Genomic DNA, 20049 nt, shown 5'->3' with positions numbered 1-20049 from the left:
CTTCATTCCTCCTTGTCTCTGTTAGATACTATCATATATATAGAATCAAGCTGTATATTTTGGAACGATTTGACTATACTTTCTTTATCAATTTTATTTATTGATGATATTATATCTCTAAGACTTCTGCTACTTTTACTTAGAGCCTGTGTGAAGAAAAATTCGGATATTGAATATGGATCATCATACATTGATTTAATAGATGTAATTATTGAGTTTTTGGCAATCTTAATATCATTATCCTCAAACTCACCATTTTTCACACTTTCTACTTGTTTATTACTTATATCTATCACTTTATCCATTTTGTCTGATTCCACACCAGCATCTATCATCATTATTGATTTAAATTTATATCCTCTAGAGTATGTATAATACGCCAAACTCTCTTTTTCTCTAACATTTAAAAACAGCTTTGAATCTGTTCCTCCACCTAAGATATTATTTCCGACGATAAACGCATCATAAAGCTCATCTTCATAAGGTACATTGACTCTGTAACCCATAGATAGCTTACCTTGGACAACATCCATTTTATCAGATATCTTTGTTACCTCTTTGATATCTTTACTAATTTTTTCTCTAGGTAGTTCTACAGGTTCTTCAATTTCAAATTTAAATTCCTCGCGTATTTCATTTTCTACTTCTCTTTGACTAACATCTCCTATTACAAATATCTCTATTCTACTCGTCTTTAAGACTTTTTGATAGTGTTCATACAAGGATGTAGGTGTAATATCATCAAAGTCTTCTTCATATCCAAACTTGTATATACTATATGGTTCATCACTACACATAGTCTCTAAACATTTTTCACTAGCATATGTTTTTTTATCATTTATCCTGTTACTAATTTTATTGGATAGTCTTTCTTTTTCTTGCTTGACATATTTACTCTTAAATCCATTGTCTTCAATGTACGGGTTGTTTATGATTTCATTTACCATCTTAAACATATCACTTAACATATCTTTATTTTCAACATAATCAGGATTAACTCCCTCTATAGAAAACCTCATTATTTGCTTCTCACCCGCTTTTGATATACCTACTGCTAAAGATGCTCCATACATTTCTTCTAACTGTTTCTCAATGTCAATTAACGTATTAAATCTTTTAGTTCCTCTTTTAAGTACCAAAGGTAATAAAGCATTTGTAGTTACTTCTTCTCTATTCAGAGGCCTTATGAAATAGATGTTTATTAGATTTGATTTGAATTTATTAGTTTTTACAATATTAAGATTTACACCATTGCTTATTCTGATTCTTTCCATATTGAGTGCCAATATAAAACCTCCATTCATATTTGTTGTTATTTTATATTATAGCGTTTTTGGCAAATTTCAGCAAATTTCGACCTTTGATATTTGATGTTATTAACTTATTATTTGCTAGATGGTATATTTTATCCATTCTTTTAAAAAAGAGAGTAAGTTTAAACTTACTCTCTTAGATTGATGACAAAGTCATCAAACTAGCAGACTTTAGTAAAAGTTCAATTTTAACATTGGCGCAGAAATTGGGCTTTTGTCTACGGTTTTAGAGAGTAAGTTTTATACTTACTCTCTTTTTTATAACTACCTATCTCATCCTATTTCTCATACTATTCATTATCTTATCTAAGTCTGTTCTTATAGTATTAGTAGTTTGATTGATTCTGTTTGATAAATTTCCTATCTTGCTATACATTTCATCATCTGACGTTATAATAATATTCTTAACATTTGGGTTTGCTTTCTTTATTTCACTTTTAATCTTAGACTGTATATTACTGGGTATTGTTCCACTAGGTATACCTTTACAGTTTACACCAACAACCGCTTCATTCTTATTATTTACCAAGCATACAGCATTATTTACTTCTGGTAATCTTTGAACGTTATTTGCTATTTGCATTTCCATCGTATTTTCATTTAGCATTCTATTTCTCATGTAGTTGCCATAGTTTCCTGCTAAATTCGTACCAGATTTATAGCCTATATCACTTGTTTCATTGTTAGTGTTGTTTTCCTGTGTTGTGTTTGAATCTTTCTCTTCGTCCTTAGCTTTCTTTTCACAACCAACAGCTAATGTAAATATCAGAACAAACACTAATAAAAGTAATGATATTCTCTTAAACAAAGTTTCACCTCCTGAAATTTTTAAAATTTGTTTCAATATTATTTTTCCTCCAAAAACGATTTATATTGTACGTAATATTTGATATTAATTTTGTTATTTTATATTTTTTCCAAGTATTTTTATTTTTTCAAAGATATCGTTTTTAAAAAAATTTAAACAAGTCAATCATACCAAAATATCAATGATATTTTAAAAAACATGTACGTTATAGTTTAAAATCATTTGAATTTTGCTTGATATATTGTATAATATATAATGTACCGTAATATGGAGGTAAAAATGACCAAAAAACATTATGTAATATCCATATTTACTATTGTCATAATAGCATTATTAAGCTTCTACTATGTATTAAACAATGACAAGGATGTAAAAGACAGAAAATTAGCAGGCTACATAGAAAATGACTTTAAAATTAAAAACATATTAATATTTGATACAAAATATGAACAACTTATTGAAATACTTGGCCAACCTTTAAAAACAACAAACATTACAGATGAAACAATCATAAGCCATCATGGGTATTTTGTTATATTGCATTATGAAGGCATGAATGTTACTATAGATGCTGGAGTAAATTTTGATTTAAAAAACGGTACAGTAACTGAAATAGATATAACAGACAAAAACATAACTACTTTTAGAGGTGTAACTGTAAATGAAACTTTTAAAAAAATCAAACAAATTTATGGCATAAAAGAAAAGTATCCGCTTAACAGTGGAAAAGAAAAGCCTCTTGCAGACATGAAAATACAGGGATTAAAAAGAGGCAATGAGCAAATTGATTTAGAGACTTATACAGACTATTGCTACTTTACATTTGATGATAAACCAATAGCAATGATTTTTTTACTTGATAATGATGTAGTCAAAAAAATTGTAGTTAGAAATCTAACTGCAGATTAATTTGGTTACAATACATTATATATAAAGGCTATTTCACTCAAATACAAAATAAGAGGTTTTAAAACCTCTTATTTTAATAGAAAAATACTAAGTATGTTAGGAGATATTACATGCATGATTTAACCATAAGAAGACCTAAAATAGAAGAAGCTAGAATAATAAACGATTTTTTTGAGGTCGTTATAAGAGATACATTTAAGAAAAACAACATAGATAACTTAGTAGATTTGATTGATATAGAAATAATAGATAAACGAAATCAGCTCGATCAAGATTTTAGTAGCAATGGAAATGATAGATTTTTTCTGATTGTTACTTCTAATGATGAAATTGTCGGTTCTATTTGTTATGGCAATCCAAATGATTTAATTATTGAATGTACTAATGGTAAACTACAAGATATACCCGAAATAGGTACGATATATGTACATCCTGATTATCAAAGCAAAGGTATCGGAAGTATGATGATTGATGCTATTTTAAAGGAGATGAAAAGTAAAGACATCAACAAATTCTGTATGGACAGTGGCTATAAAACCGCGCAAAAGGTGTGGTGTAAGAAATTTAAAGACCCTGAATATTATCTTATAGATTACTGGGATGAAGGCAGTGATCATATGATTTGGAATTTAACTGTAGATGATTATATAAAATAATATGCTCTTTGTGTGTTTGTTGGTTATTTATATTCTTTTTTTAGATTATCTCTGTGGGTTCCTGAGATTACTCATAATTTTATTGGTTCAGCTTTTTGAGGTGGTCTAGCTGATGTCTTTTTAAACTTTGATTTCTATATATACAAGATGTTCTTTCTTAACATTTCAACCAACAATGTCACTGGGAAAATCAATAATAGGGCTATTTATACACAAAACAGCCCTATACTTAGGATACATATGTTTAATTGGGGGAATTATTATTAAACCTAAATTATTCATAGAAAAATAATAACTATATTGCATCCTTCTAATTACAATATATCCATCTCTTTTTCACCGTACCACTCAGTACGCTTTCAAAATCGCTGAAATACTGTAATTTAGAAAACTACATCATATTTATCAATGTTCCATGAATAATTCAGGTTAAATCAATATTTAACTCTTTTACCATTAATCATAAACACTGTTCTCTCACATATGTTAGTTACATGATCCCCTATTCTTTCTAAATATCTTCCAATAAAAAGTAACTGTGTGGATTGTTTAATCACACTACTATTAACACTAATCATATCTAATAATTCTATATATATACCTTTGTATAGTTTATCCATTTCGTCGTCTTTTAGAGCAGTATTTATAGCTAAGTCTATATCTTCATTGATATAGCTATTCAAACTATTATTTAACATACTTACAGCTAAACCACCCATTTTAGGAATATCAACCAATGGTTTTATAAACTCATCTTCTCCAATTTCTCTAATAACTTTGGCTATATTTACTCCTAAATCTCCTATACGCTCAAGGTCTGTTATTATTTTTAGTGCTGTGCTAATATATCTCAAGTCTTTTGCTTTTGGTTGTTGAAGAGCTATAACGCTTAAACAATTCTTCTCTATTTCTAATTCCAGTTCATCTACTTCATCATCAAGCTTAACTATATAATTTATCACTCTTCCATCTTTATCAAGTAGTGCTGACATTGTAAGAGTTATGATATCCTCAACCATGTTTCCCATCTTCATAACTTTGTTTCTGATTTCTTCTATTTGATTATCAAAATATTCTCTCATTCTATACACCTCACTTAACCAAATCTTCCACAAATGTAATCTTCGGTTCTTTTATCAGTAGGACATGCAAATAATTTTTTGGTTTCACCGTATTCTACTAATTTACCCATTAAGAAAAATGCTGTGTTATCAGAGATTCTACCAGCTTGTTGCATAGAATGTGTTACTATAACTATAGTATAATCTTTCTTTAACTCTTGCAGTAGATCTTCTATTTTTGCAGTCGCTATAGGATCTAATGCTGATGTAGGTTCATCCATTAACAGCACTTCTGGTTCTACTGCTAGCGCTCTAGCAATACATAACCTTTGCTGTTGCCCTCCAGATAACCCTAGAGCATTTTTTTTAAGTCTATCTTTTACCTCATCCCACAAAGCAGCTGCTTCTAAGCTTCTTTTGACAATTTCATTTAATTTATTTTTATTCTTAATACCATGAGCTTTAGGTCCATAAGCCACATTTTCAAAAATACTCATAGGAAAAGGATTCGGTTTTTGGAACACCATACCAACTTTTTTTCTGAGTCTTGTTACATCTATGTCTTTATAAATATCAACATTATCAAGCATTACCTTGCCATTTATTTTCACACCTTCTATTAAATCGTTCATTCTATTTATAGTCTTCAAAAATGTAGATTTCCCACAGCCTGAAGGTCCTATCAAAGCAGTAACCTTTTTATCTGGAATATTAATATTTATATCTGTAAGCGCTTGAAATTGACCATAATATAAATCTAGTCCACTTATCAAAACTCTATCTCCCATATGCTATACCTCCATTTTTGATCTAGTTAATCTTCTAGCTATCTTATTGGTAGACAAATTTATAAAAAGTATTATAATTATCAAAACAGTTGCCGTAGCGTAAGCTTTATCAAAAGATACCTCTTCCTTAGCTAATAAATACAAGTGAACAGATAATGTTCTACCTGAATCAAAAACACTACTTGGCAATCTGGCTACCGTTCCTGCAGTCAAGTATACAGCAGCTGTTTCTCCAACAATTCTACCGATACTAAGGATAATAGCTGTCAAAATACCAGGTATTGCACTTGGTAAAACTACGTATAAAACTGTTCTTAGTTTACTAGCTCCAAGACCCAGACTAGCTTCTCTGTATAAATCAGGTACGGATTTTAAAGCTTCCTCTGTCGTCCTAACTATTGTAGGTAAGACCATAATACTAAGCGTAACACTGCCTGCTAGTATCGACCAACCAAATTTCAGTATTACTACAAATAATATCATGCCAAATAATCCAAATATAATCGAGGGTATAGATGCTAGACATTCTGTCGTATATCTAATAAAATTAATAAACTTCCCTTTCTTAGAATACTCGACTAAATATATAGCTGAAAATATACCAATGGGCGCAGATATCAAAAGAGTAATACCTATAATATAAATAGTAATTATTATCTGTGACGATATATCAGAAATATTAATCTTTGTTATACCATTGAGTACAACATAACCTATTATCCAAATAAGCACTCCAGTGGTTATAATAGCACTTGAGCAAATCAATATGTTCATAATATTGTCCTTAATACGTCTAGTCTTCATACAAACACTCCTTGATTACTTAAGTTTTTTACGTGTTATTAAATTTAATGATAAATTAAGAATCATTATAAATATTAATAAAATAACTCCTGTAGCAAACAACATTTCTTGGTGTAAACCATAAGCATAGCCCATCTCTATAGCTATATTTGCCGTTAACGTTCTGACTCTATCAGTTAACGTATGAGGTATAACCACAGTATTACCTGAAACTAATATAACAGCCATTGTTTCCCCTATTGCTCTACCAATACCCAAAACAACTGAGGTCAAAATACCTGAAGAAGCAGCAGGCAATAACACCTTAAATATGGTTTGAATCTTAGAACTTCCTAATGCTAAAGAACCTTCTCTGTACTCCTTTGGTAAAGATTTAATTGAATTACATGATATATTGATAATTGTGGGGAGTATCATGATCCCTAAAATTATTATAGTAGCAAGTAAACTATTGCCTACTCCTCCTATATATTTTTGTATAATAGGTACTATCACTAATAATCCAAAGAAACCATAGACAACAGACGGTATGCCAGCAAGTAGCTCCACAGCAGGCTTTACAATCCTTGCCACATTTCTTGGTGCTATCTCAGCTAAGAAAACAGCTGTTAAAACTCCTATAGGTACACTTATTAAGATTGCTCCAATTGTAGCATATAACGAAGCTACTACCATAGGCTTTATGCCATATATATCCGCCTCAGGTATCCACTGAGACCCTAGAAGGAAATCACTTATTCCTACTTTCAATATAGCTGGCCCACCCTTTAATAATATAAATATCAATATACTGAAAACACTCAATACTGAAATACATGTGCTTATAAAAAATAATCCTTCAGATATTTTTTCTATTACTTTTTTATAGCTATTTGGCAGTAATTTTCTTTTATTGTACACATTTGTATTATTAATTTTTAAATCAGCTGTTTTCATATCTATAATCCTCTCTTACTATTTAACGGGTATTAATTTTTCACTAATGATTTTTTGCCCTGCATCACTTAAAACATAATCTATAAACTCTTTAGTAGTATCGTTTAGCTCTCCTTTAGTAACAAATAAAAATGGTCTAGCTAGTTTGTATTTACTATCCTTTATACTCTGTATACTTGCAACAATACCATCTAATTTCAAGCCTTTAACTGAATCATTTAAATAAGAAAGTGATATATATCCTATAGAGTTTTCTTTTTTACTTATATTGGCCATAACAGCGCCTGTGCTATCTGCTATTAATGCATCTTTTACAACTGTACTGATTTTTTTACCATCGCTATTTTTTTTATAAAGCTTTATTATACTTTCAAAAGCACCTCTAGTACCCGAACCTGCTTCTCTACTAATTACTAGTATATCTTCGTCTTTACCTCCAATTTCTTTCCAATTCTTTATTTCGCCACTGAATATTTTTTGTGCAGTCTCCACATCTATATCACTAACTTCGTTACTAGGATGCACCGTAATAACTATACCATCATATGCTATGATGTGCTGAGTCAATCCCCATTCTTTTTCTCCTGATTTAAGATTTCTTGAAGCCATACCAATATTTGCAATTCCATCATTTGCAGCTTTTACTCCATGAGTTGAACCTACACCTTGTACGTCTATTTTTACATTATTCTTTTGCTTACTGAAAGCTTCTGCTAATTTAGTGGCAACTGGAGTAACTGATGTAGATCCTACAACATCAATGGACTTGCTCGCATTGCTACTAGCCACTTTTTCATTTGAACATCCTATGGCTGTAAATAAGATAGCTACTAATAAACTCATACCAATAATTAATTTTTTCAAATATAACACTCCTTTATTATCCTTTTTAGTTACAGCTAAAGTATAACAAGTATTTCTGTTAATTTTGTTTTGTAAAGGTTAACTTTATGTTAAGTAATAGTTAATACCATGTTAACATTCGCTCTATAAGAGTTTATTTATAGTTGATATAATTACCACTATCATGTATAATTTACACTAGTGTGGTATAACCTTAGAATATTTATAGAAACTAAAAATCTAATGATTATAATGAAATGAAAGGAAGATATAAATGAAACTTGGTATAGTAGGACTGCCAAACGTTGGCAAAAGTACTCTATTCAATGCAATAACCTCTGCTGGTGCTGAATCAGCTAACTATCCATTTTGTACAATAGAGCCAAATGTAGGAGTAGTTTCAGTTCCAGATGAAAGATTGGATGTACTAGAAAAAATGTACAACACTCAAAAGAAAGTACCAACAGCAATAGAGTTTTTTGATATTGCAGGCTTGGTAAGAGGAGCTAGCAAAGGCGAAGGATTAGGAAATAAATTTCTGTCTCATATAAGAGAAGTTGAAGCTATAGTACATGTTGTTCGTTGCTTTGAAGATGAAAATATAACTCACGTAGAAGGAGATATTAATCCAATAAGAGATATTGAAATAATAGACCTAGAGCTTATACTTGCTGACCTAGATATGGTAACTAAAAGACTTTTTAGAGTAGAAAAGCAAGCCAAATCAGATAAATCACTAATAAAAGAAGTTAGCTACCTAAAAAAAGCTCAAGAAGCACTTGAAAACAGTAAGCCAGTTAGAAGTGTTGAATTTGAAAAAGAAGAATTAAAATACAATAAAATATACAATTTCTTAACTAACAAGCCAGTATTATACGCAGCTAATATATCCGAAGATGATATAGTAAGCGAAAACGAGAATGAACACTTAAGAGCTTTAAAACAACATGCAGAAAATGAAGGCTCAGAGGTTATAACTATATGCGGAAAAATAGAATCTGAAATTTCTGAGTTAGAACCAGAAGAAAAACAAATGTTCTTAGAGGAACTTGGTTTAAAAGAATCGGGACTTGATAAATTGATAAAAGCAAGTTACAAGCTACTAGGACTTATATCTTTCCTAACAGCAGGAGTAAAAGAAGTAAGAGCATGGACGATAAAAAAAGGCTGGAAAGCACCACAAGCAGCAGGTAGAATCCACACAGATTTTGAAAAAGGGTTCATCAAAGCAGCTGTAATTGATTATGATGCATTAGTTGAATGTGGTTCTTTAGCAACTGCTAAGGAGAAAGGATTGCTTAGACTTGAGGGTAAGGAATATGTTATGAAGGATGGAGATGTTGTCGAATTCCGTTTCAACGTGTGATAAGTCCTAGAATGGCAAATTACTGCGTTGTTTAAATTTTCCCGACTAATCGCGTACGGTTGTACGCTCATATCCGTGAAAATTTAAACGCCTTGTACTTTACTCATTCTAGAGCTTATCACCTCATTACACATTATTGTATAAAAAATTATTACATCAAAATATCGAGGTTAGTTTTTTTCTACCCTCGATATTTTTTATTCCTTGTATTTTACTCATTTTAGTAAATTCCACCCTTTATTTACTATGTTGGTATTAAAGAGCTTTACTGTTGACTATGTCGCTAATCATCATATCAAATTGCACATCACCTAATCCATACTGTGGAAATGTTTTAAGTAAGTCTTTAATAAGTGTTTTTCTATCCTTACTTGAATTTTTTCTTATATAGTCATTGATTTCACTATTTGGTGATCTGTAACTTAAATATAGAGAAGCTGCTTGATATGTAGCAGGTAGCATTTTATTAACTGGCATTTCTTTTTTACAAAGAATGCTAAGATAATTTTCATAACTCCCTGCACTATCAATCTCATATGCTTCAGGTAGCATTTCATTTGCTATTTCATTTTTCATACAAAATAGCACATCCCCTAAAAAATCAGACTTATCCAAATAGGCAAGTATTGTTAACATATTTATTTGGCAAAACATATCTGATCCAAACCATAAAACAATTGTATTAAAATCGTTCAAAAACAACGGCTCTAAGGGCTTTATAACATTATTTTTATACTCTTTCACAGTTATTTGATGTGACATCACTCTTGCTTTTATAAAAGCATCAGAGAATAAATCTTCAGTTACACTTCCCCAGCACATGGCTTCATTGAATGGAATATAGGTAGTATCCTCTTTGAAATGACCATTTTCCTTAAACTCCTGCATCATACATCTGCCATTCAAAACATGAAGTACTTTTACTGAATTCTTACCAGATATCTCATTTTGAATATTTCTAATTGATTCATCTTTCATTAAATTATTACCTCGCTTTGCTAATATTTTTTTTTCATCATAGATTAAAATAGGTAGGTGAACTCTTCGATACTCAAATGGTGTCACTCCAAATTGCTTAGCAAAAGCACGAGAGAAAGCTTCTTGTGATGAATAGCAGTACTTAAATGCTACATCTATGGTTTTCATTTCTGTTTCTCTGATATCTTCTGAAGCAAGTTGCAATCTTCTTTTTCTAATATAGCTCTTTATTGATATTCCATGATATTTATGAAAAGAAGCTGAGCAGTGATATGGTGAATAGTTAACCATCTTTCCTATCTCATTCAGTGATATGACTTCAGTAATATGATCTTCTATATACTTGATTATTTCATAAATAGTTTTTGTGTTCATTAGCACCTCCTATAACAAAAGTATAAGCAATATGAAGCAATAATTTATGATACTCGTTGTGGTTATTATGAATTCTATAGGGTATTTACCACTTCGCCCCGGTTGGAAGTGTACTTTAACTAGACATAAAAAATTTCTCCTTTGTTTATTGTTAGTTGTGGTGACTTCATTTTAACAAAGTTGAAGCTCTTTTTCTATTATTTTAGCTTCACTTAATAAATGAAAGCAAAAATTATCAGAGATTTAGTAGCTATGTGATGTGGAGTACCGTTAAGTGAATCACTATGAATAATTCAGGTTAGCAAAAGCATTTTAATAAAAAACATAATACTCTCTTCTATTCATTAACAATCCCATAATATATCAAATCTTTATATCTACCCTCTTTGATAATGTGTTCTTTCAGTATACCTTCTTTTATCATCCCTACCTTTTCCATAACTCTACCTGAAGCTGGATTTGAAGCAAAGTATCGAGCAAATACTTTGTGCATTCCTTTTACTTTAAAGGCAAATTCTATCATTGCCCTTGAGCTTTCTGTTGCATAGTCATTACCCCAGAATTTTTCTCCTATCCAATACGCTAACTCTCCACGCCCAAAGTTTTTGTTATTGCTTAGTGAAATACAACCATATAGCGTCCCAGTCTCTTTATCAATAATAGCCATCTCATATAATTTATTATTGATAAAATTGGATTTGTGATTTTTTATCCATATTAGAGCACATTCTTCAGTGTAAGGATAAGGTAGATTCAATGTACTTTTGTAAAGGTTATAGTTGTTGCAAAGTTCTGTAACCGTTTTTGCATCCTTTTCTTCAAATAATCTCAGTATCAACCTATTAGTCGTAATCTCTTGCTTATTTTTATCGTATATCATTTGAAATCCCCCTTGTATTTATATGTAATGTACATTATATCATCTATACCCTTTTTCTGAAAAACAAATAACCACAAATTTAAAGCTAGCTGTACTCTGTACATTGCTAGCTTTTTATAGTGTTATATATATTTTCCACTGAATATTTTTGATTCTCTATATAAAGTTTTTCTGAAATAAACTGTTATGGTGTAGGACCTAATTTCCCATGCAATAACTCATCAATATTATCATATCCTGACTCTACCCAATCTGTATCAATCCCCAAACTAAGCAATTCGTTATCGCATGCTTCTGACAGTTCCCGTGCTTCTTTACTTTTATCTTCGTATAACAAAATTTCAATGACTTTATCCAACCTATCCCAGATAGTAATATCCTCGTAACCATTACCCAATGTCATATTAATAGCTTTATCAAAGAATGCTTTAAATTTCTTTCCTAGTTTTGTTGATGAAGCATAGATTGGTAGTTTCTCAGCATATGGATATGGTTTACCATCAAGCAGAAAAAACAATCTATACATCTCATTTATTCCATTTAATATAGATAATGAAGCAGTAAACAATTCTTCTTCTTTATTTTTATGATGATGTGGATACCCATCAATTAACCAGTAAAGTGATAGCAGGTATCTATACTTAACTTTTCTAAACAATACATCATCTGTATAACCTTTAAAATTCTCTACTATACTCTTAAACTGTTTCAAAGGATCAATAACAATAACTGCATTAATCCAAATCCAAATTGCAACATCATTATAATTTTTAAATTGGTCTTCTATAACATCTATTGGCGTAATACTAAAGTGTGGTTGTGATACTTCTTTACCAAAATATCTATCCCAACCTTCAGTAGGCAATTGGTAAAAAGCTTGGCTAGTATTTGGTGTTAATTTCTTTTGATACATAGCACGTTGGATGTTATCAAATATCTCTCTTGAACATATTATATCTATATCTACATCTGAGTTACAAGAATATGTACCAAGTGCTCTACTTCCTGTTAATAACACCGTTAACTTTTCTTCATGATTAGTAATGCCAGGCAAAGTAAATATTTGTTCATCAATATATCTTCGCAAATCATTCCAATCAACTCCTATATTTATCACTATCTAGCCCCCTGTATTAGATATTAATAACTTTTAACAACTCGCGAACAATCCATTAGGTTTAATTTCACATATCTTATACCATTATATTCAATTATGTATAAATTTCTGTCCACTAAAATAACTAGCCTATGCTACCTATTTCACATTTTCGTTTCTACAAATCCTTATAAATTATCTATCTTTCCTTCCACATTGTAGTTGTTTTATATGGACGAAAACCGATACTGTAGTAAAATTGCTGTGAAGATCCTACTAAAACAGTCTTAGCTCCAAGCTCTTTAACCCTTCTTATTCCTTCTAGCACTGCCACTTTTCCTAAACCCATTTTGCGATAATCTGGATCTGTTGCCACTGGTTCTATTACTGCGTAGCCAGCTTCTTCATCGTACCACATACCACAATATGAAACGAAGTTTCCGTTTGGCTCAGTTACAGCTATTTTTAAACTCAAATCAACATTAGGACGTAGCATAGCTTCTTTAGCTAACTGCTCAACTTCTTTAGTAAATTTGAGTTCACCTTCTCCATTTAATTCGTGGTTGAATCCTTTCCACATTACACGTCTGTATTGATATAAGTCATAAGTTTCTTTCATTGAAGTAATATTAAAACCTTCTGGCAAATCATATGCTGTAGGTGTTTTATCTGTATAAAAAATTGCATCATTTTCTTTTTCCTTTGTGGCTATAAATCCAAGTTCACTAGCAATATCTTGAAATTCCAAATCAGTATCTGCAATCATAACGCCAAAACTTCCATCTTTAGAGAAATTACTTTTTGCATAGCTTAGCATCTCTTTTTTTAGATATGTATATTCAGGTAAAGTTAAACAAAAACCTTCTCCTAGCATACAGTCAAATGTTGCCACTCCTACTATCTGTTCATTATCTTCCCACATACCGATTTTACCCACTGAGTCCTTGTCTAGCATAACATGAGTTATCATCCAGTCCCATCTTGTATATGTAAACTCTGCATAACCTAATTTTATGAAAAATGATCTTACTTTATAGTAATCATCTGTAATACCTGCTTGTTTTGTGTAATTTCTAAACCTTATCGACATGATATCTCCTCCTCTGTTACTATATAATAACCTCTAGACAGTATAATATAAATGCTAACTTTGGATATAGTCAATTTATACCTAAAAGGGATCTCCTATCAGACATCCCTTTACTATACTTTTCAATATAAGTTAAAGCACTCAATAACGCAATAATTTGCATTACAAAACAGCTCTATATTATTTTTTATATATAATTTTCCTTATTGTTTCATATGCTAATCCGTATTCTATGGATATTTGTTCTATAGTGTAGCCATCTTGATATTTTTTCTTTATCGATTTATTTCTATTCTTATAATAGCTTCTAGAACCACTCTTTTCTCCCCATCTATGATTATCTTCACTTGGTATATATATTATTTTACCACTTATATGTTTTTGAATTTCAGTTAACAAATGTTTTGGTAGTACTTCTGCTGCATTTACATATTTCATAATATCCGCTCCTTATTTATTAGTTATAAATAAAGTACAGAGTTCAGCAGATAGTAGTCTATTACTCCCATACAGAAATAGTTTATACTATCGCTTACTCTGCATGGGCTATAGCTTGGTCTAAGCTATTTCGTAAAATAATTCTTCTTTTCATACAATTTCCACCTCCAAAAAACTCTAGTCTAAGATGTATGTAACTATTTCACTATATCATATATAACATTATTTTAACACTAAATTTAATTGATACAAATAATTTAGCAATGTCTCAGTAGGATACATCTTCTTTCACTATTACGTCCCACAAAACGTTCTATACGGCACATCTGATTTTGGAGGTAATTTAGCATATTCTTCATGATTTGTTGTATAATCATATGGACAAGATAATACATCTAACAAACGATTCATTACGCTATAGTCACTATGCTCTACTGCTGATTTTAGTGCTTCTTCTACTCTGTGATTTCTTGGTATAACTGATGGGTTACTTTTTTTCATTAGATTATAAATATCTTCTTTTGATGCATTTTGTCTGTTTAGTCTCTCTTGCCATAATTCATGCCATTTTATGAATTCTGATGAGCAAAACATCTTCATATCTTTTAATTTCTGAAGCGTTAAAGCTCTAAATGTATTAGTATAATCAGCTTTGTATTTATGCATAATATCTAGTAAATTTTTTATTAAAACATCATCTTCAGCTTCTTCATTATGTATACCTAATTTTGATCTCATCCCGGATAGGTAATTTAAACGATAAATTTGTCCATAGTTAGAAATTGATTCACTTGCAATATCTATAGCTTTATCTTTATCTTCATCTAAAAGTTGAAGTAACGCCTCGGCAAGTTTTGATAAATCCCACGCTCCAATTTGCGGTTGATTGCCATATGCATATCGCCCATGCATATCAATTGAGCTAAACACAGTGTTTGGATCATAGGTATCCATAAATGCACAAGGTCCATAATCTATGGTTTCTCCACTAATCGTTATATTATCGGTATTCATTACTCCATGTATAAAGCCAACTAATTGCCATTTAGCTATAAGCTGTGCTTGTTTTTTGATTACTTCCTGTAAAAGATATAAATATTTATTGCTTTTATCTGCGAAATCAGGAAAATGCCTTTTGAGTGCGTAATCAGCTAAGCTTTTCAGCTCATCTATGTTACCCCATTTAGCAGCATACTCAAATGTACCTACTCTTAGATGACTTGAAGCTATTCTAGTTAATATTGCACCGATTTGTGGTTCTTCTCTAGTTATCCATTCGCCTGTTGTGACCACTGCCAAACTTCGAGTTGTTGGTATGCCAAGTCCATACATAGCTTCACTTATAATATACTCTCTTAGCATTGGTCCTAAGGAAGCACGACCATCTCCTCCTCGTGAGTAAGGTGTTCTGCCTGCTCCTTTTAACTGAATATCTATTCTATTTCCTGTTGGTGTTATTTGCTCCCCTAGCAATATAGCTCTACCATCTCCAAGCATTGTAAAATAACCAAACTGATGACCTGCATAAGCCTGTGCTATAGGATCAGAGCCATGTGGTAATGCATTTCCAGAAAACACTTCTGCACCAGTTTTATTTAAAAGAAATTCTGCTTTTAATCCCAAATTTAATGCTAATGAATCATTGAATTTTATTAGATTTGGACTAGGAACAAGTGTTGGTTTTGTTTTAGTAAAAAATATACTAGGTAACTTTACGTAGGTATTATCAAAGTTCCATCCTTGATTTAAATCATTTTTATTTTCCATCATGTTATCTCCTTTCAAGTTTATATTTATTCATTAAAAATATCACAATTAGTATTTATCTTTATATACTTTATTATGTTATTTTTAAAAGAAACAGTTTAATAAAAATTATTTTATAACACACACAAGCTTGGTCAAGAAGACATACTCAGCGAAACGAATTCCAATACTGGTAATAATTAATATTTGAAAACGTTTTATTTATTTTCTATAATGTATTTATGCTTTATAGCAAAATTCACTTTATAATTAAGGAGGGCATTAAGAATGCAGAAAAAATTAATTAAAATCATCACACTAGTAATGTTATTTGTTATTTTAGTACCTGTTAATGCTTATGCATTAACTATAACGGACAACTCAGCCGAAGTAATCCCACCAGATTCAGAACTTTTGAATAAGGATTATGATCATGAAATGTATCTATTTGATAATAATATCTGTCTAAAATATTCGTACAATGAAAACTGTAGTAAAATCGACGGAATAGTTATTTACAAGGAACTAGGAGGTAAACTTATTATTAAAAAAATAGATTACAGTAGACCAACAATATCCTACTTACCTTACTGCAAAAAAGTATACGTTAAACTTGGTTCTGCTCTTAGCCCTAATACAATAGGATGTATGCTACATCTCAAAGTGGATTATAAGGATAAAGAACTAAAGCTTTATGCTCATTATAATAAACCTGACTTCCCTTATACTCCTTATGATAATGTAGTTAAGAACCTATATAACTGGAAATAAACAACTATTTATTATCTATTAAACTAACAATGGTGTAATCTTCTCTTTAATATTTATAGAAGTTTACACCATTTATTTTTTATTATTCTATTGCACTTTTTAGAATTCGATTTTAAATATCTTATTAACTATTAAAGTGAATAAATAACTATTTATTCTTTACAACAAGCTTATTCTTATTAATTAATTCTATCAGTCTGAGAAATAATTCTGTGGCTTTTTGGTTGTTTATATTTTTATTTGTATTATTTAAAGTAACTGATATAGCATAAATATCTCCATCTTTTTGCTTTTGAATCAACTGTGTATAGTTCAAAACTCCTGGCTCCGATCCACCTTTGTATGCAAAATCTGCCCATTTGTCTTTTGAAACTAATCCAGGATTTATTTTTAATTCATCACTATCTTTTAAATCATATATAACATCACAAAGACTTTCTGTTGAGAAAAACCACTCAATGTCTTTTATATGTGTTGGAGTATTTTTAATTTCTAAATTAGATAAGGTAATTTTATCATTTAAATCTTTAAGTATTTTTCTTTTACCATATAAATTCGCTTTTAAATATTGTTCTAATATTTTTGCATCTTTTGAATATTTGAGTTTAAAAGCTTCATTTGTTTTTAATAGTGGACAGTTCTCTTTATCCATATACTTTTCAACTCTTCTTTTACCAAGATATCCAATTAAATGGTCAGTTGCAGTATTATCACTAATTGATATCATTAAGTTTGACAGTGTTTTAATTGTAACAGGAATTTTTTCAGACCATTCATGTATCATCCCACTTGGGAGTGACTTATTCTCATTATCTAGCTGTATTATATCGTCCCAATTTACTTTGCCACTTTCTATAGTTTCGTATAATGCTTTTAGTACGTATAGTTTAAATGCAGAGCCTACTGCCAATTTTTCCTTATGATTAACTCCAACTAATAGGTCTTTTTTGTTTTTCTTTATACAAATTGAAAAATCGCATTTAAAACTTTCAAATTCAGATATAATTCTTTCCAGTGTATCCTCTTTCAATTTCCAACTACTAAAAAATAGTCCTATTATCTTTTTATCTTCGTCAAGAGCAATTTCACATGTGAAATTACCTCTTTCAAATTCCATTATATATTTTTTATCTTCTTTAGTAACTTCAATAATATTGCCTAGATTGTGCTTATACCACTGGATACTTGCTATCACTTGTTTTATTGGTATTTTTTTTAAAAATCCCTCACTAAAATATGCTTCTAGTTTACTCCCTTCAACAGTAAAAAGTTCCTTTAATATTTTCTTACACGGATCATCATTCACCTTTTCTTGAACATCTGCAGAAAAAGCAACAGTCATAGACAAAATACACAATACTAATACTAGAGATATTACTCTTTTTAACATTTTACCACCCCTCATTTTTTTTATATATGTCAACATAGTTCTATTATGTACTCAATATTATTAAGAATCATTCTTTTCATAACTAAAAATATCTTCTATAGCTACACTAAAAGCTTCAGAAATATCATATGCCAATTTTAATGATGGATTATATTTTCCTGCTTCTAATCTTCCAATCGTTTCCCTTCTAACGCCAACTTTGCTAGCCAAATCTTCTTGAGACATATGGTTTAATAAACGATAATATTTTATTTTTGTCACTAGCTTCATTCTAATCACCTAATTTCTCAAAATACAAAAATGATACTACAAATATCAGCATCATCGCAATAAATGCTATTGCCATAATACCATTAACAATATTCTCTGCAATATGAATCCCTTTCATAAAGATTATAGTCATAATACCAACTACAGCTACAATAAAACCATTTCTACTAGCCTTGTTTATGTTGTTTTTAAATCTTTCATCGATAGGATGATTCAAATATTTAAACCAAACAAACCACCCAAACCAACTGTACCATAATGGTTCATCTTTAATAATCCCCACCAACCCTAATAATGATAATAACCCTAGTAATGCAAGTGGATTAAATTGTTTTACTTTCATATCTGTCACCTCTCATGTGATATATTTCTATCATGTTGTTATAAATATATCACATCGCTAAACTATTTGTCAACTTAATAAAATAATTTATTTACTTGTATACTATTTATTAGAAGGGATATCTTATATAAGACATCCCTATTGTTATTATAGATGATTGTTCTGATTACAATGGTTTGAATAATCACGTGAAAGATATAAGTTCTAAGCTATACCGTTTTTTGTGTTATACTGTTTACCACTAGTTCACATAAATCAGAACTAAATGTTACAATTTATTTTTTTATACTTCCCTAACTATTTATCTATTGAACATTCCTACAGTGCAACTACTTGATAACCTATTTCTGTGATTTTGTTATCTATTATTTCAACTCCTATACCATGCTCCTTTTCAAAAGTTGACTCAAACAAAATCCCTATCCTTCGTTGTTCTTTTACGAAACTATATGGTACATATACTGCTTTGAACTTTAGCAAATTTTTCATTACCTTCTTGTTGCTAACTTTAGATGAATGTGAATCAAAATCTTTTTTTCTATAACAATCTTTATATTCATCAACAACACTACAATAATACAAATATAACTGTTCTTCACACTCTGCTATTATAACATCTTTGTTTTGTTCAAATTCTTTAAACGACAACTTTTGCATTTCTTCAATTTCTTCTTCTTCTTTAGCAAGAATTAGAAGTTCCCCTGTAAATGTGCTTCCAAAAATAGTTAGTTCATAGTCTCTTCTCCAAAATTCATCGTACCTAATATCACCAAAAATATTCATCTGATTTCTTATCCCCCTTATGCTTTGGTATAATGACACATGTTTATATTATACAATACATTTTGTAGTATTTCACTTATATTGGTAAAAAAAATGCTATATAATTAAATTAATATCATGACTTAAAATAGTGCATTAAAAAAATCATCTGAGGAAGATAACCTTTTCGTTTGCTTTCTTTATTTTGAGGCATGGAAAATAAGCAAATGGTAAATCTGCAGATTCAATATTTGTTATAATAGTTTATAGGAATTTTATGAAATTGTTTTCATGTAAAAATTAAACTGGCTTATATATCAAACTCTTCATTAGTTGGTAGCTTTAGTAGAATTTAAAAATTACCTTAATATAAAACAGCATAAAAACATCTCCAACCACGTATATATGATTGGAGATAAAAATAAT

21 protein-coding genes are annotated in these 20049 nt (G+C 30.1%); 4 read left to right on the top strand and 17 right to left on the bottom strand.

Annotated elements, in window-relative coordinates:
• Positions 1-2 precede the first annotated feature (2 nt).
• Entirely contained in the window at positions 3-1286 is a 1284-nt protein-coding gene (gene yfmF, locus P3X86_RS01200) for an EF-P 5-aminopentanol modification-associated protein YfmF (protein WP_483290797.1), read from the bottom strand.
• 295 nt (positions 1287-1581) lie between these two features.
• A complete protein-coding gene (locus P3X86_RS01195) occupies positions 1582-2121 on the bottom strand; it encodes a YhcN/YlaJ family sporulation lipoprotein (RefSeq protein ID WP_483290796.1) in 540 nt (179 codons plus the stop codon).
• A 279-nt stretch (positions 2122-2400) separates the two neighbouring features.
• Here P3X86_RS01195 and P3X86_RS01190 point away from each other — a divergent pair, with 279 nt between their 5' ends.
• Together P3X86_RS01190 and P3X86_RS01185 are read left to right on the top strand one after the other, a co-directional pair.
• Positions 2401-3030, top strand: a complete 630-nt coding sequence (locus P3X86_RS01190) for a hypothetical protein (protein ID WP_483290795.1) — start codon at positions 2401-2403, stop codon at positions 3028-3030.
• Between the two features lie 110 nt (positions 3031-3140).
• Positions 3141-3686, top strand: coding sequence for a GNAT family N-acetyltransferase (locus P3X86_RS01185; protein ID WP_483290794.1), 546 nt, complete (start codon positions 3141-3143; stop codon positions 3684-3686).
• Positions 3687-4120: 434 nt separating this feature from the next.
• Here P3X86_RS01185 and phoU read toward each other — a convergent pair whose 3' ends face one another.
• The 5 genes from phoU to P3X86_RS01160 are packed head-to-tail and all read right to left on the bottom strand — an operon-like array spanning position 4121 to position 8139.
• A complete protein-coding gene (gene phoU, locus P3X86_RS01180; RefSeq protein ID WP_483290793.1) occupies positions 4121-4768 on the bottom strand; it encodes a phosphate signaling complex protein PhoU in 648 nt (215 codons plus the stop codon).
• Positions 4769-4782: 14 nt separating this feature from the next.
• Entirely contained in the window at positions 4783-5535 is a 753-nt protein-coding gene (pstB, locus tag P3X86_RS01175; protein ID WP_483290792.1) for a phosphate ABC transporter ATP-binding protein PstB, read from the bottom strand.
• Between the two features lie 3 nt (positions 5536-5538).
• Positions 5539-6339: a phosphate ABC transporter permease PstA gene (gene pstA / locus P3X86_RS01170; RefSeq protein ID WP_483290791.1), complete on the bottom strand. Its 801-nt coding sequence runs from the start codon at positions 6337-6339 to the stop codon at positions 5539-5541.
• A gap of 15 nt (positions 6340-6354) precedes the next feature.
• Positions 6355-7275, bottom strand: coding sequence for a phosphate ABC transporter permease subunit PstC (pstC, locus tag P3X86_RS01165; protein ID WP_483290790.1), 921 nt, complete (start codon positions 7273-7275; stop codon positions 6355-6357).
• 18 nt (positions 7276-7293) lie between these two features.
• Entirely contained in the window at positions 7294-8139 is an 846-nt protein-coding gene (locus P3X86_RS01160; RefSeq protein ID WP_483290789.1) for a phosphate ABC transporter substrate-binding protein, read from the bottom strand.
• 253 nt (positions 8140-8392) lie between these two features.
• Between P3X86_RS01160 and ychF the strand changes: the two genes are divergently transcribed.
• On the top strand, positions 8393-9484 hold the full coding sequence (gene ychF / locus P3X86_RS01155) for a redox-regulated ATPase YchF (protein WP_483290788.1): 1092 nt from the start codon (positions 8393-8395) through the stop codon (positions 9482-9484).
• A gap of 255 nt (positions 9485-9739) precedes the next feature.
• Here the strand turns inward: ychF and P3X86_RS01150 are convergent, their stop codons facing one another.
• The 6 genes from P3X86_RS01150 to P3X86_RS01125 all read right to left on the bottom strand — a co-directional run bounded on the left by P3X86_RS01150 (position 9740) and on the right by P3X86_RS01125 (position 16111).
• Positions 9740-10837 (bottom strand): helix-turn-helix transcriptional regulator, encoded by a 1098-nt coding sequence (locus P3X86_RS01150; RefSeq protein ID WP_483290787.1) that lies wholly within the window; start codon positions 10835-10837, stop codon positions 9740-9742.
• Between the two features lie 337 nt (positions 10838-11174).
• Positions 11175-11717 (bottom strand): GNAT family N-acetyltransferase, encoded by a 543-nt coding sequence (locus P3X86_RS01145; RefSeq protein ID WP_483290786.1) that lies wholly within the window; start codon positions 11715-11717, stop codon positions 11175-11177.
• 184 nt (positions 11718-11901) lie between these two features.
• On the bottom strand, positions 11902-12834 hold the full coding sequence (locus P3X86_RS01140; RefSeq protein WP_483290785.1) for a hypothetical protein: 933 nt from the start codon (positions 12832-12834) through the stop codon (positions 11902-11904).
• Between the two features lie 178 nt (positions 12835-13012).
• Positions 13013-13903: a GNAT family N-acetyltransferase gene (locus P3X86_RS01135; protein ID WP_483290784.1), complete on the bottom strand. Its 891-nt coding sequence runs from the start codon at positions 13901-13903 to the stop codon at positions 13013-13015.
• A 180-nt stretch (positions 13904-14083) separates the two neighbouring features.
• Positions 14084-14341 carry a CD3324 family protein gene (locus P3X86_RS01130; protein ID WP_483290783.1) on the bottom strand — a complete coding sequence of 86 codons (258 nt, stop codon included), beginning with the start codon at positions 14339-14341 and terminating at the stop codon, positions 14084-14086.
• Positions 14342-14635: 294 nt separating this feature from the next.
• Positions 14636-16111, bottom strand: a complete 1476-nt coding sequence (locus P3X86_RS01125; protein WP_483290782.1) for a protein adenylyltransferase SelO — start codon at positions 16109-16111, stop codon at positions 14636-14638.
• Positions 16112-16375: 264 nt separating this feature from the next.
• Between P3X86_RS01125 and P3X86_RS01120 the strand changes: the two genes are divergently transcribed.
• Positions 16376-16858, top strand: a complete 483-nt coding sequence (locus tag P3X86_RS01120) for a hypothetical protein (RefSeq protein ID WP_483290781.1) — start codon at positions 16376-16378, stop codon at positions 16856-16858.
• A gap of 148 nt (positions 16859-17006) precedes the next feature.
• On the opposite strand, the gene P3X86_RS01115 is transcribed toward P3X86_RS01120, so the two are convergent.
• From P3X86_RS01115 to P3X86_RS01100, 4 genes are all read right to left on the bottom strand, one after another.
• Positions 17007-18248 (bottom strand): serine hydrolase, encoded by a 1242-nt coding sequence (locus P3X86_RS01115; protein WP_483290780.1) that lies wholly within the window; start codon positions 18246-18248, stop codon positions 17007-17009.
• 60 nt (positions 18249-18308) lie between these two features.
• On the bottom strand, positions 18309-18518 hold the full coding sequence (locus P3X86_RS01110) for a helix-turn-helix transcriptional regulator (protein ID WP_483290779.1): 210 nt from the start codon (positions 18516-18518) through the stop codon (positions 18309-18311).
• A gap of 1 nt (position 18519) precedes the next feature.
• A complete protein-coding gene (locus P3X86_RS01105; protein WP_483290778.1) occupies positions 18520-18861 on the bottom strand; it encodes a hypothetical protein in 342 nt (113 codons plus the stop codon).
• Between the two features lie 318 nt (positions 18862-19179).
• Positions 19180-19644: a DUF6985 domain-containing protein gene (locus tag P3X86_RS01100; protein WP_483290777.1), complete on the bottom strand. Its 465-nt coding sequence runs from the start codon at positions 19642-19644 to the stop codon at positions 19180-19182.
• Positions 19645-20049: the final 405 nt, after the last annotated feature.

It is taken from the genome of Abyssisolibacter sp. ZYX002, from assembly GCF_056892235.1.
This window is presented reverse-complemented; position numbering and strand designations above follow the sequence as displayed.

Excerpts from the sequence above, each read along its gene's own strand:
- P3X86_RS01190 (WP_483290795.1), top strand. The coding sequence starts at position 2,401 with ATGACCAAAAAACATTATGTAATATCCATATTTACTATTGTCATAATA.
- P3X86_RS01185 (WP_483290794.1), top strand. The coding sequence starts at position 3,141 with ATGCATGATTTAACCATAAGAAGACCTAAAATAGAAGAAGCTAGAATA.
- phoU (WP_483290793.1), bottom strand. The coding sequence starts at position 4,768 with ATGAGAGAATATTTTGATAATCAAATAGAAGAAATCAGAAACAAAGTT.
- pstB (WP_483290792.1), bottom strand. The coding sequence starts at position 5,535 with ATGGGAGATAGAGTTTTGATAAGTGGACTAGATTTATATTATGGTCAA.
- pstA (WP_483290791.1), bottom strand. The coding sequence starts at position 6,339 with ATGAAGACTAGACGTATTAAGGACAATATTATGAACATATTGATTTGC.
- pstC (WP_483290790.1), bottom strand. The coding sequence starts at position 7,275 with ATGAAAACAGCTGATTTAAAAATTAATAATACAAATGTGTACAATAAA.
- ychF (WP_483290788.1), top strand. The coding sequence starts at position 8,393 with ATGAAACTTGGTATAGTAGGACTGCCAAACGTTGGCAAAAGTACTCTA.
- P3X86_RS01150 (WP_483290787.1), bottom strand. The coding sequence starts at position 10,837 with ATGAACACAAAAACTATTTATGAAATAATCAAGTATATAGAAGATCAT.
- P3X86_RS01145 (WP_483290786.1), bottom strand. The coding sequence starts at position 11,717 with ATGATATACGATAAAAATAAGCAAGAGATTACGACTAATAGGTTGATA.
- P3X86_RS01135 (WP_483290784.1), bottom strand. The coding sequence starts at position 13,903 with ATGTCGATAAGGTTTAGAAATTACACAAAACAAGCAGGTATTACAGAT.
- P3X86_RS01130 (WP_483290783.1), bottom strand. The coding sequence starts at position 14,341 with ATGAAATATGTAAATGCAGCAGAAGTACTACCAAAACATTTGTTAACT.
- P3X86_RS01125 (WP_483290782.1), bottom strand. The coding sequence starts at position 16,111 with ATGATGGAAAATAAAAATGATTTAAATCAAGGATGGAACTTTGATAAT.
- P3X86_RS01120 (WP_483290781.1), top strand. The coding sequence starts at position 16,376 with ATGCAGAAAAAATTAATTAAAATCATCACACTAGTAATGTTATTTGTT.
- P3X86_RS01115 (WP_483290780.1), bottom strand. The coding sequence starts at position 18,248 with ATGTTAAAAAGAGTAATATCTCTAGTATTAGTATTGTGTATTTTGTCT.
- P3X86_RS01110 (WP_483290779.1), bottom strand. The coding sequence starts at position 18,518 with ATGAAGCTAGTGACAAAAATAAAATATTATCGTTTATTAAACCATATG.
- P3X86_RS01105 (WP_483290778.1), bottom strand. The coding sequence starts at position 18,861 with ATGAAAGTAAAACAATTTAATCCACTTGCATTACTAGGGTTATTATCA.
- P3X86_RS01100 (WP_483290777.1), bottom strand. The coding sequence starts at position 19,644 with ATGAATATTTTTGGTGATATTAGGTACGATGAATTTTGGAGAAGAGAC.